Annotated in this window: 11 protein-coding genes; 3 read left to right on the forward strand and 8 right to left on the reverse strand. The window is 45.3% G+C overall.

Going from position 1 to position 11,552, the window contains the following annotated elements:
* The 6 genes from LZG72_RS00615 to LZG72_RS00640 are packed head-to-tail and all read right to left on the reverse strand — an operon-like array spanning position 1 to position 4,991.
* Entirely contained in the window at positions 1 to 696 is a 696-nt protein-coding gene (locus LZG72_RS00615) for a lycopene cyclase domain-containing protein (protein ID WP_233866244.1), read from the reverse strand.
* A complete protein-coding gene (locus tag LZG72_RS00620) occupies positions 693 to 1,166 on the reverse strand; it encodes a sterol desaturase family protein (protein WP_233866247.1) in 474 nt (157 codons plus the stop codon). The genes LZG72_RS00615 and LZG72_RS00620 overlap by 4 nt, the downstream gene beginning before the upstream one ends.
* A gap of 2 nt (positions 1,167 to 1,168) precedes the next feature.
* A complete protein-coding gene (idi, locus tag LZG72_RS00625) occupies positions 1,169 to 1,702 on the reverse strand; it encodes an isopentenyl-diphosphate Delta-isomerase (RefSeq protein WP_233866250.1) in 534 nt (177 codons plus the stop codon).
* A 57-nt stretch (positions 1,703 to 1,759) separates the two neighbouring features.
* A complete protein-coding gene (locus LZG72_RS00630) occupies positions 1,760 to 2,596 on the reverse strand; it encodes a squalene/phytoene synthase family protein (RefSeq protein WP_233866253.1) in 837 nt (278 codons plus the stop codon).
* Positions 2,597 to 2,599: 3 nt separating this feature from the next.
* Positions 2,600 to 4,105, reverse strand: a complete 1,506-nt coding sequence (locus LZG72_RS00635) for an NAD(P)/FAD-dependent oxidoreductase (RefSeq protein ID WP_233866256.1) — start codon at positions 4,103 to 4,105, stop codon at positions 2,600 to 2,602.
* Entirely contained in the window at positions 4,095 to 4,991 is an 897-nt protein-coding gene (locus LZG72_RS00640) for a MerR family transcriptional regulator (protein ID WP_233866259.1), read from the reverse strand. The genes LZG72_RS00635 and LZG72_RS00640 overlap by 11 nt, the downstream gene beginning before the upstream one ends.
* 130 nt (positions 4,992 to 5,121) lie before the next feature.
* Here LZG72_RS00640 and LZG72_RS00645 point away from each other — a divergent pair, with 130 nt between their 5' ends.
* Positions 5,122 to 5,940, forward strand: coding sequence for a LexA family transcriptional regulator (locus LZG72_RS00645; protein ID WP_255700868.1), 819 nt, complete (start codon positions 5,122 to 5,124; stop codon positions 5,938 to 5,940).
* 381 nt (positions 5,941 to 6,321) lie between these two features.
* Positions 6,322 to 8,445, forward strand: a complete 2,124-nt coding sequence (locus LZG72_RS00650; protein WP_310590536.1) for a choice-of-anchor A family protein — start codon at positions 6,322 to 6,324, stop codon at positions 8,443 to 8,445.
* Positions 8,446 to 8,518: 73 nt separating this feature from the next.
* Here the strand turns inward: LZG72_RS00650 and LZG72_RS00655 are convergent, their stop codons facing one another.
* Both LZG72_RS00655 and LZG72_RS00660 read right to left on the reverse strand, forming a co-directional pair.
* The gene (locus LZG72_RS00655) at positions 8,519 to 9,706 is read right to left on the reverse strand and encodes a glycosyltransferase (protein ID WP_233866268.1); all 1,188 of its coding nucleotides are present in this window, start codon (positions 9,704 to 9,706) and stop codon (positions 8,519 to 8,521) included.
* The gene (locus LZG72_RS00660; protein WP_233866271.1) at positions 9,667 to 10,689 is read right to left on the reverse strand and encodes a lysylphosphatidylglycerol synthase domain-containing protein; all 1,023 of its coding nucleotides are present in this window, start codon (positions 10,687 to 10,689) and stop codon (positions 9,667 to 9,669) included. The genes LZG72_RS00655 and LZG72_RS00660 overlap by 40 nt, the downstream gene beginning before the upstream one ends.
* Between LZG72_RS00660 and ruvC the strand changes: the two genes are divergently transcribed.
* Positions 10,688 to 11,281: a crossover junction endodeoxyribonuclease RuvC gene (ruvC, locus tag LZG72_RS00665; RefSeq protein ID WP_233866274.1), complete on the forward strand. Its 594-nt coding sequence runs from the start codon at positions 10,688 to 10,690 to the stop codon at positions 11,279 to 11,281. The genes LZG72_RS00660 and ruvC overlap by 2 nt on opposite strands.
* Positions 11,282 to 11,552: the final 271 nt, after the last annotated feature.

Here is an 11,552-nt window from a genome sequence, read left to right on the forward strand (position 1 = left end):
TCAGTTTGTCGTATCGAATTTTTTCAGAAAAAGCTCAAAAAGGTAAGTATTGAGTAAAAGCATCAGCATTCCATAAAAGAGATCTTCAAATGGGATGGTCAGGAACCGTACTCCCATATTTTCAGCCGGATTGTACCAAACGATCGGTTCGTCCAGTCCGGTGCCGGTGAGAATGCCGTTTACAATGATAAACGGGATGAGCAAAAACATGTGAGAAAAGTAAAACAGGCTCATCCACTGTACTTTGGCGACGAATTTCAGGAATAGTAGAAACGCTACTAATAAAATGGAGGTCGAGGTGGTGTAGTAGCGTCCGAAAAATGCAATACCCATGATTACCGTGAAAATCAGGAAAAACCAGGTGATGGATTTTTCAAAACGTATTCGATATTCCGGCGTGTAAAAGATCCGGAAACAATAATAGGTGAAAAGGCACGCGTAAGGAATGCAAATGAAGAACAGAATTTCTTCGATCGGCAGGCGAAAAAGGTAGAAACCGGTCAGATACTTGGGTGTAAAGCCCCAGACACCGATTTGCGTGAAGTAACTATCCCAGATAATGAATGGAATGGCCGAGATCAGAATGGCTGGCCAAAGCAAATGCCACTTCTTGTGTAAAGCAATTTTGGGGTGAAAGGAGGCAATTATGGGGACAAGTATGGCGCAAATGTCAATAATCAGATATAGTGCATTCATTTCGCCGCCGCATTTTTTGCCTCTCTGAAATATTTCAACGGCACCCAAAGCATTCCAAAACATTCACCCTGATACTTGCCCAAATGCTTATGGTGCATTTTGTGTGCCCGGCGAATCGCTCTCAGATAAACCGAATCGGTGTTTCTGAACATTTTAAACCGCTGGTGAATGAAGATATCATGTACGAGAAAGTAGGTAAATCCGTAGATCGTAATCCCAAGCCCGAGCCAGAACAGGTAATTGAAATCAGCACGTAGTCCGAACCACAGCAATGCAATGCCCGGCGTGGCGAAAATCACAAAAAAGTAATCGTTCTTCTCAAAAAAATCGCCGTCGTCGCGCTGATGGTGATCGTGATGTAATGACCATAATGCGCCGTGCATGAGGTACTTATGTGCCAGCCACGCAATGCATTCCATGCCTACGAAAGCGGCTACTACAAACAGTGTGTTAGTGATCCAGGGGTACATTTCTAATTTAATGACTGGTTTTTAGCGTCTATTTTGTCTACGACTTCATCCATGCAAATCTTAAACCATTCGGTGTAGTCGCCCGGATTGTGTATCATATCCAATTTAATATCAGCGGGTTTGAGGTATTTGTAACTGCTCACTTCCGAAAGGTTAATGTGTGGTTTTTTGTCTGAAACACCCCAGAAAACATGATCATATTCGTGTTCCGTCAGACCGTTTTCGAGGCTCGCGTGGTATTGAAATGAAAACAGGAAATGCAAATCAGTCTGTATCCCCATTTCCTCCTCCAATCTTCTTAATGCAGCTTCGTGTGTCGGCTCCTCGGGGTAAGGGTGGCTGCAACAGGTGTTTGACCAAAGTCCTTCGGAGTGATATTTGCCGGCTGCACGCTGCTGCAACAACATTTCGCCTTTTGAATTAAAAATAAAAACGGAGAATGCACGATGAAGAACTCCTTTCTGATGTGCTTCCAGCTTGGGCATCAGTCCGATCTCCATGTCATTTTCATTCACTAATACTACCTGGTCACTCATATTTCAATTTTTTAAGACTTCAACAGGGTTATTCTATTTTGTGGTAACAAAAATATGTCACAAAATGTCTAGCTGATGCCTTAACAACGACCGAAACATCAGTCCGATTTTATCATGGTCCGGAATTCTGATGCGCGCGTCCATTACTTTCTCGGGTGGAGTCTCTTTTATCCGGAGAAACAGCTTTTTGTAATAATAGTAGGCAAGATATACGCCTCTCCGGGCTCCCGGCGGCAATTTCTTAATCCCGATTAAAGCTTGTTCAAAGTCGTATTCGATCTCTTTCTGGATCATTTGTTTGTCCCCAATGGAAAAATGGCTGAAATTGACGCCCGGGAAATAGGTCCGGCCGAGGAACATATAATCGGCTTTCAGATCTCGGAGAAAGTTTACCTTTTGAAATGCAGCGCCAAGTTTCATGGCATACGGTTTCAATTCTTCGAATAGTGCATCGTCGCCTTCCGTAAAAACACGCAGGCACATCAGCCCGACCACTTCCGCTGAGCCAAGTACATATTCACTGTACGAATCGAGTGTGTGTTCCTTTTTCCGGAGGTCCATTTCCATACTTCTGAGAAACGTATCGATCAGTTCCCATTCAATATGATAGTTGTGAACGACGTGCTGAAAGCTGTTTAAAATTGGATTAATACTGATACGCTCGCGGATCGCCTCGATGGTATCGACGCGTATCTTATTCATCATGAGGTCCTTATCGTAGTCATGAAAACTGTCTACGATTTCGTCGGCAAGCCGTACAAATCCGTAAATGCCGTAAATGGGCTTGTGGAATTCAGATTTCAGAAAATGGATCCCCAGGGAAAAGGAAGTACTGTAGAGTTGTGTCGTGTTTTTACTGCAGGATGCTGATAAAGTGTCGAACAAGGTTTTCATAACTTACTTGTTTAGGTATTTCAGTAATTCTTTGGCGGCAATCTGTCCTGATATGATCGAGGGCGGAACTCCCGGTCCCGGAACGGTAAGCTGGCCGGCGTAGAAGAGGTTAGTTACCTTTTTGCTTTTTAGTTTTGGTTTAAAAATGGCCGTTTGCATAAGTGTGTTCGCCAGTCCGTATGCATTGCCTTTATATGCATTGTAATCTTCCGTAAAATCGGAGACCGAGTAGCTTTTTTTGAAAACCACATGGTCGCGGATATTTTCACCGGCAAATTTTTCCAGCCTGTCCATCAGAATGTTATAATAATTTTCTCTGACTGGCATCGGATCTTTGAGGCCGGTTGCGATCGGCATTAAAATAAAAATGTTCTCACTTCCCTCCGGCGCTACCGAGGGATCTGTTTTGGAAGGGCAGCAGACGTAAAAAAGAGGTCGGGACGGCCATTTTTTATTTTTATAGATTTCTTCCGCATGTTGCTCAAAGTTTTCATCGAAAAACAGGTTGTGATGCCGCAGCTTTTTGATTTTTTTATTGACCCCCAGATAAAAAAGTAGTGCCGAGGGGGCAAATACCCTGCTATCCCAGTAAGCGTCGGGGTAGGAGCGGTTGTCGGAATCAAGTAATTGTGTTTCAATGTGATGATAATCGGCACTTCCAATCACGGCGTCTGTTTGGATCCGGTTCCCATTGGTATGTAAATGCGTGATGCGGCGATTATCCGTTTCCAGTTTTTCGACATTATGCGAAACTGAAAACCGGACCCCGGCACTTTCCGCAATTTTCCGGAAAGATTGCGCCACCTGACCGAATCCGCCCATTGGGTAATAAGTACCTTGTTTCAGAGCGGAAAAATTCATCAGGCTATACAATGCAGGCGTTTCCTGCGGCATTGCGCCCAGAAAAAGCACTGGAAATTCGATCAATGCGAGTAGTCTGGGATCTTTGAAATATTGCCTGGCATGTTTGCTGAGAGATGTAAATAACTGGAGTTTTAATGCATCACGGAAGAGTTTGAGACTGAAGAATTCAGTCACCGAATTTCCCGGTTTGTACACCATATCATTCATCCCGACCATGTATTTGAACTCACCTTCGGCGATGAACTTTCTTAATTTCGGGGCGCTTCCGGGCTCAATGCTTTCAAAAAGTGCACAGATCTCCTCGAAGTCTTCCGGAATATCCATGACCTCGTTCTCCCCAAAAATTACGGCGAAACCGGGATCCAGCTTTTTTAATTCATAAAAGTCAGATGCATTAACCCCGAACAGTGCGTAGAAATGCTCGTAAACGTCTGGCATCCAGTACCAGCTCGGGCCCATATCAAACATAAAGCCTGCCTGCGAAAAGGTCCGGGCGCGGCCGCCGATTTGTTGGTGTTTCTCATAAACGGTCACATTTGCCCCACTTTGGGCGAGAATAGCCGAAGCCGCAAGCCCGGAAAATCCTGAGCCGATCACCGCTACGTCCGCGGGCGACCCGCTTTTCTTTATTCCCTTATTCTGCATAGCTATCATTCAGTATGTCAGTTAGTTGGTCGATGTTTTTTACGTACGTGATGTTTGGAAGCGATGTTTTTTCAATGGACGTTTGGTTTGCTCCCGAAACACAGATACAAATGTTTTCAAAGTCCGACGAAAGACGTGTCAGCAGCGTTTCTTGCTCGTTTTCCAATGCACTTACAAAAAATGAATACAGGTGGGTAGGCTTCACCTTCGTAATTACCGCGGAAAGATCGCTGTAGGGAACTCTGGCCCCCAGGTAAACTACGTTTTTGCCATATTGACGGATCAGATAGTTCGCAAACAACAACCCGATTTCGTGATCTTCCTGCTCGTTCAAAAAGAGTACCCAGGTTTGATCGGCTTCTGCAGGCAACGGCAGCGTGTCGATTGCCGCGAAGAGTTTTTGCCGGATCAGGTTGGACAAAAAGTGCTCCTGCGAGGGCAGCAGATCATCCTTAGTCCACATCAAGCCCGTGCGCACGAGTAGCGGATAGATGATGCGCTCGTATGTTTTTCTCAATCCAAGTCTCTTCACGGCATCTGAAAACAGCGAATCAAACAAATGAGAATCGTAGGTGCTGATCGCAATGAGCGCGCGATTGATAATCGCCATGGTGTGGACGTCGGCCTGGAACGATTCGGCAATTATCTGGTCGATTTCCTGGCTAATTTCCGCCTTTGACATTTTACTGATCCGCGAAATCTTCATTCCCCTATCAAGCAACGTGCAGATATTCAGCAACTTTTTGAGCTCATCATCGCCATAGACGCGGATGTTGGTGTCGGTGCGTTCGGGTTGCAGGAGATGGTACCGCTGCTCCCAGATGCGAATGGTGTGTGCCTTGGTGCTGCTGATGCGTTCGAGGTCTTTAATGGAGTAATGCGCCATTTTTTGTTTAACGTTTATCAAAAATAGTTAAACAAAACTAGTTCCTGCATTTTGTGCCGAAAAAATATAAATGGTTTTTACTTTTGATATTATAAATATCTTATATTTGATTTCGTAAATATCAAATGTTATGGGAGCTCAGGAAATCTTTTGGTCGGTCAATATTAAATTTCTTCGTTTGAGACAGCGTTTAAGCCAGGAGGCGCTGGCAGAAAAGCTGGGTATCAGCAGGGTTAAGCTCAATGCGCATGAAAGCGGACGGACAGCCAATCCGACGATTGACGACCTGATCAACTTTTCAGAGTTTTTCAGGATGAGCATAGACAGTATACTGAAAATCGATCTGACAAAGCTGTCGGACCAGAAGATTAAAGACCTGGAAGAGGGGAGTGAGCTGTTTATGAAAGGAGGGAAGATCCGGGTTCTGGCCATTACGGTGGATAAAGAAGATAAAGAAAACATTGAATACGTGCCGGTGCATGCGAAGGCCGGATACCGGAATGGGTACAGTGATCCTGAATTCCTTTCGACATTGCCGCGGTTCAATCTTCCCACTGTTCCCAAAAACGGGACGTTCCGCATGTTTCCGACAGTGGGTGATTCCATGCTTCCGGTGCCCGAGGGGGCTGACATCATCACCCGGTACGTCCAGGACTGGACTTCCGTAAAGCCGGAAACACCATGTATCGTGATCCTGCGGGGTGACCAGGACTTTGTGTTCAAGCAGGTGACGATCAATAAAGATGGAACTGTGCTATTACAATCATTCAACAAGCAATATTTCGCCTATACCGTACCGATTTCAGAAGTAATTGAGTTGTGGGAGTATTATAGTTTCCATAGCAAGCAGCTTCCCGAGCCACAATCTGACATGCAGCAGCTGATGCGGATGTTGCAGGAAATGCAGAATGAAATCAAGGAGATCAAGGGAATAAAAGCGTCCAAATAATTTGATTAAGCGCCGTTTCCGGCTTCCGGTCACTCGGGCGTGCTTAAACAGTCACCTTGCTTTTATTATATTGATAAATGGAGAACGTTCGGTGATTTAAAGTCAATACAAGTAGTAATAGTACAATGGATTTGGGCATTTACTCTTTTTTATGCTAATTGATTGTAGAATAATTGACGATTAGTGGATAATTTATTCATTTCTGTCCCCATATAGTTTTCATTTTGAGGACGGAGTTATTGGTTTAATGCAATTTGAATCATTTTATAACCCCTGTTTTTCGGAATATTACCCCAAAGATCTACCCACTTCCCACAAAAAGAATTACTAAAATTTAGGGGTGACATAAGTTTGTTGAGTAATTAAAAACTCGACTCAGCAATGTCCTCAAAACTTTTACTCTTAACCTCGCTGGCGACCCTTATACTACGCTCTGGCCAAATACAAGCACAAAGTCCAACATCACCCGCAATGGGGTTTAATATTTTCACCAAAGGAAATCTGACTGTCGCCCCAAACGAGATTGAAGGTCCGGTTGCAGTAGGTGGAGATATGTTTGTTACCGGTAACTATCAGATCACTTTCAACCGCTCACATGGTGTGTTTTTTGTGGACGGAGTTTCCATCGGACTCGCAGTCCGCGGCGGGTTGAAACTGGGCGGTGCCCTTAAAGTGGATGGTAAAAACTACGCCAAAATTGGAAACGGTACACCCGATTCTGGTGATCTTACCAAGCTTAAAGTTTGGTACAAAGATTACAACAATGCGGAATCAACGATCCGCATTACCGACGCAACCATCACGCAGAACAACGGAGGTTACGATTCAAATCCGAATTTCATCATCAATGCAAACGTAAACGAGTTCAAATCCGGCTATAAAGTAGGCGTATCCAACAATCCGGTCATTGAAAACGTGTTTGGCAGCGGAGCCGGTCAGATCGATGTGGACGGCGCATTTCCGAAACTGATCAAGGCGTCCACTCAGCTGAAAGAGCTGGCGGATAATTTACCGATCCTGAAAGAAAATGACCAGCCAATGCCTGGTGCCGCAATGGGACCATACCTTACCACGGGAATTTTCGATCAAAACCCAACCATTAAAGTTGATCCGGCCAAAATAAATGTACTTACCGTTTCTGCGGAAGTTTGGAACAGCATCAATAACATCAATTTCAAAAGCATTCCTTCGGGGCAGGCTGCCGGGACAACAGATGCAGCTTATGCAGCTGCGAATGGTAAGTTTGGTCTGATCATCAACATCGTTGACTTTCCTACGTTTTGCGCAAAACAAGGAAACAGCGAACTGAAATTTCCGAATATGGGCGGTTTCGACGACTCAAAAGGAAGCTATGTGGTTTTCAACTTTCCCGACGCCACCAAAGATCTTACACTCAAAGGTGCGGTCATTTATGGTTCGATCCTCGCTCCGCAGGCCAATGTTTTCAAAAGAAACAACGGCAACCTGAACGGTCAGGTTATTGCGAAAACGTTCGACCACAAAGGTGACGAGATCCACTTCTGGCCATTTATCCCGACAGTTACCCCACCGGTCGAGAAGACAATCACGGTTGTAGCTTCATCGAAATGCTTGAATAATGCGCCTTACCTGGATTACGTAGTAACCCCGCATGATTTTGACGCCACTGGAAAAACAGTGAAGATCGAATGGATTAACTCTGAGGATAAGGTAGTTAAGGAAGATGCAGGGTTGGATCTTACAGGTAGCATTTTGTTTCCCGGCGCGGCGCTCGACATCAATGGAAAGGGAATGGCCTGGCCTGGTTACGAGAAAAAAGACGGGAAATGGGTCGAAATTGAAGACGATCGTTTTGGTTCACTTCGCATAGCTGGCGCAAAAATCAAAGTGACCGTGGATCCGTGGACGACGATCTCAATCGAATATCCTGAATCGGCAACAAACGGAAGCTGCTATACCAGCCCTCCTCCGGGAAGTACATTGCCTGTAACACTCGCAAGCTTCACCGCGAAGAACGAAAATTGCAACGTGGCTTTGAAATGGGTGGTTAGCGAAGCAAAAGATTTCTCTCACTTTGTAGTGGAGCGTTCGTCGGATGCAAGAACTTTCAGTCCGCTGGCACGCATCGATTACTCGGCAGGAAAATCAGCTTATAGTTTTGCAGATGCTCCATTTTCCTCAGAATCAACGCCTTCCAAATATTATTACTATCGTCTGCAACAAGTTGATACGGATGAATCGTTCGAATACAGTGCAATCCGCAGCGTAGATGGTAAGACCTGTGACACGAGACTTGCGGTTGACTTTTATCCTAATCCGACTCAGGATGAAGTGAATGTAAAAAGCTTCTCGCCGTTGAAGAAAGTGGAAATTTATACATTGGGCGGCAAGAAAGTATATCAGCAGTTACCCGCTCAGAACGAAACCGAAATTAGAGTGAATGTTCAGGCTTTCGCTCAGGGATTATACATCGTGAATGTTGTAAACGGAGAAGGTAAGTATTCTTCTAAAATCCTGAAGAAATAAGAGTTGATCTTATATAGCGTTATGTGACTTTTAAAATTGCCTGCGATTTGCGGGCATTTTTTTTATATGGGTGCTAAACTAATTTTCTCCCTTTCCATTCGTATTCCGGTTTTTGAGCCGCCAGACCAAAAAAGCATACGTAAAAAGGATAGATTACCTGGGTAACCGGAATGTAAAAGATCGACTTTGGTTTTTGAAGAAAGCGTAAAATACTGCCGAGGAAAAGCCATTCGGGAATGCATTTAAGTCCCAATAAAAAAAGAAAAGCCTGGCCGTTCAATTGTCCCGACAGCCATAAAAGCAGGCTTACTATCATGGAAAAGTTGCAGGTGAACACGTAAATCGCCAGTATGAGCGGAGTTTTGCTTTGGTAATGCTTCCATTTGCTAGCCCATCGTTTTCGCTGACGAAAAAAAGCCGACCAATGTTTATGCGGACCGGTACTGACGACCGCATTCTGATTCTTCAAAAAGTAGACTCCATCGGGATAACGGGCTGCGATTTTGTGCATTAAAAACTCGTCGTCACCCGAAGCAATGTGTTTAACACCTTCGAATCCACCGACTTCCAGAAAGGCTTTTTTTTCGTACGCAAGATTGGCCCCATTGCATAACGAGGGGTAACCCGCGGAAATCGCACTCGCCCCGCTACCGATAAGGCTTGCGAATTCGACGGTTTGCAGGTGATCGGTCAAAGATGTCTCGGCTGTGAAAGTTACGGGGGAACTGATCAGTTTTGCTCCGGTTTGCCTGTAATATGTGGCGATTGCGAGCAGCCAGCCGGCTTTCGCGCGGCAATCACCGTCGGTGGTTACAATGAGTGTGCCTTTTGCTTGTGAAATGGCTGTTTCGATCGCCCGTTTTTTGGGTGACGTAGTTTTAGTGTTGGGTAATGCAATTAGCTTAATGTTGCATTCTGTCGTCTGTGCAAAGGTTTCAACAATGCTGGCGGTTTCGTCGGTGGAGCCATCGTCCATCACTAATACTTCAAACTGGCTCAGAGGCAATGTCTGTGAAATGAGGTCTTGGAGCAGAAATCCGATATTCGCGGCTTCATTGCGAACGGGGATAACGACGGAAATGAAAATGTCGGAGATGTCGGGCCGATCCTGCGCAGGCTTGATCCTTTTCCAAAAAATAGTCAGGACAAATGTGAATACTGCATAGCTCGCCACGAAAAGCCAGATCAGCGGAATAAGCCAGGAAAGTACGTATTGTTCGATCATCGCAACCGTTTTTCTTGCATCCGGACAGCTTTCCATTTGTATTTCCAGATCAGGAAAATACCGATAAGGATCGGTCCGAGCACGTTGACGATCCAAACCAGAAACGTGGCTGCGATGATCCTTTCAGGTGGCAGATCGTAGGATGCAAACACGAGCAATGCAGTAAATTCCCTCAAACCGAGATCGCCAAGTACATTAATGGCGGGAATCAGGGTTTTAGCAAGGAAAATCAACGAAACGCATGAAATGAGATCGATAACCGATACCGGCAGATCAAAAAGTGATAATGCGAGTACAAACTGGCTTAGAAAAATCAGGTAACGAAATGCGCCTAATAAAGTTGCAAAACCGATTTCGCCCGAAGAATAGCTGCCGATGATCCTTATATAGGATTGTATCTTTTTGAAAAACGCCTTTTCCGGTTTCCATTCCGTGACCGGTTTTTTGAGCCAGATGGTTGCAATTCCCAAAATGATGATCAATACAAGTAACAAACTCAGCAGTTGTTTCGAAGTTTCTGCCAGTAATAACCTTTGCTGAATTTGAAACCAGCCCCACGCGCCGGCGACCACGGAAACGTAAAACTGGATCCCATTTGAAACGAGTGCTGCGCCAATTGCTTCAAGCCTCCGATCTGATTTCAATGCGGCAATGCGGCCGATGGTATCTCCAAGCTGGGCGGGAGCAGCCACACCCACAGCCAGGCCGGTTAATGTCCCACGAAAGGCTTCCCAAAAACTGAGTTTGATCACCTTGCCCACCAGTTTCTGCCATTTCAGGCTTTCGAAAGCCCAGTTGACCGGTACCAGTGCCAGGATAAGGAGAATGGTTGCGAGGTGTTCCGCATTTAAAATACTGCCAAAAACTTCACCGATATCACCGATTCCCTTTTGCTCGTTTGAGAATGTTTTATAAATGTAGCTGAGAATAAGGATGGTAACCACCAGTTTGATCCCGAGCAGCAGGTAGGCCCGTTTTGTTCTTTCTTTTGGAGGGGAGAGTTCGTTATCTTGCACCATGATCAGATTACAGCAAACCGACGTTACCGAAAAGGTTATTATAGGAGTTGATCCCGGCACTCAGGTGATGGGTTACGGGGTGATTTCGGTCAAAGGTCAGCAGATTTCGCTGGTTCAATATGGGGTGATACATCTGAGCAAATATACTACCCACGAACTGAAGTTAAAGAAAATCTTTGAGCGCATCTCCCAGCTGATCGACGACTACCTGCCGGACGAAATGGCGATTGAAGATCCTTTTTACGGGAAAAATCCGCAATCCATGTTAAAACTCGGGCGTGCCCAGGGAGTTGCCATGGCGGCTGCGTTAGCCCGAAATATCCCGATCGTAGAATACTCTCCCAAAAAAGTAAAGCAATCCGTGACCGGAAGCGGCAGTGCCTCCAAGGAACAGGTTGCTTATATGTTGGAAAAAATCCTGAAAATGGAACTGAGCAAAGAGTTCATGGATGCCACCGACGGCATCGCGATCGCGATCTGCCACCAGTACCATGCCAATTCGCCCGCTTCCAAAGCCACCGCTACTTCTAAAAAATCCAAAAAGGGAGGTTGGGGCGCATTCGTCGGTGAAAATCCGGACCGGGTAAAATGACATTTGTCTCGTCCTAAAAAAAGTTTACAGTTTAGATTTCCAGCTTACAGGAGGCCCCGCAGGGGCCGCATTTACTTTAATTAATCACGCTTTCTAGAAACAGGAGGCCCCGCTGGGGCCGCATTACCTTAATCAACCACGCTTTCTAGAAACAGGTAGCTCCTCTGGAGCCCGCGCTTATTTCGTTTCAATTGGATTTCCTAGAAACAGGATGCTCCTCCGGATCCCGCGCTTATTTCCTTTCAATTGCATTTTGTAGAAACAGGAGGCC

The organism is Dyadobacter sp. CY323, assembly GCF_021390245.1.
GTDB lineage: Bacteria > Bacteroidota > Bacteroidia > Cytophagales > Spirosomataceae > Dyadobacter.

Bases quoted from the DNA above. Each gene is read 5' to 3' on its own strand.
- LZG72_RS00615 (WP_233866244.1), bottom strand. From the start codon at position 696: ATGAATGCACTATATCTGATTATTGACATTTGCGCCATACTTGTCCCC.
- LZG72_RS00620 (WP_233866247.1), bottom strand. From the start codon at position 1,166: ATGTACCCCTGGATCACTAACACACTGTTTGTAGTAGCCGCTTTCGTA.
- idi (WP_233866250.1), bottom strand. From the start codon at position 1,702: ATGAGTGACCAGGTAGTATTAGTGAATGAAAATGACATGGAGATCGGA.
- LZG72_RS00630 (WP_233866253.1), bottom strand. From the start codon at position 2,596: ATGAAAACCTTGTTCGACACTTTATCAGCATCCTGCAGTAAAAACACG.
- LZG72_RS00635 (WP_233866256.1), bottom strand. From the start codon at position 4,105: ATGCAGAATAAGGGAATAAAGAAAAGCGGGTCGCCCGCGGACGTAGCG.
- LZG72_RS00640 (WP_233866259.1), bottom strand. From the start codon at position 4,991: ATGGCGCATTACTCCATTAAAGACCTCGAACGCATCAGCAGCACCAAG.
- LZG72_RS00645 (WP_255700868.1), top strand. From the start codon at position 5,122: ATGGGAGCTCAGGAAATCTTTTGGTCGGTCAATATTAAATTTCTTCGT.
- LZG72_RS00650 (WP_310590536.1), top strand. From the start codon at position 6,322: ATGTCCTCAAAACTTTTACTCTTAACCTCGCTGGCGACCCTTATACTA.
- LZG72_RS00655 (WP_233866268.1), bottom strand. From the start codon at position 9,706: ATGGAAAGCTGTCCGGATGCAAGAAAAACGGTTGCGATGATCGAACAA.
- ruvC (WP_233866274.1), top strand. From the start codon at position 10,688: ATGATCAGATTACAGCAAACCGACGTTACCGAAAAGGTTATTATAGGA.
- LZG72_RS00660 (WP_233866271.1), bottom strand. From the start codon at position 10,689: ATGGTGCAAGATAACGAACTCTCCCCTCCAAAAGAAAGAACAAAACGG.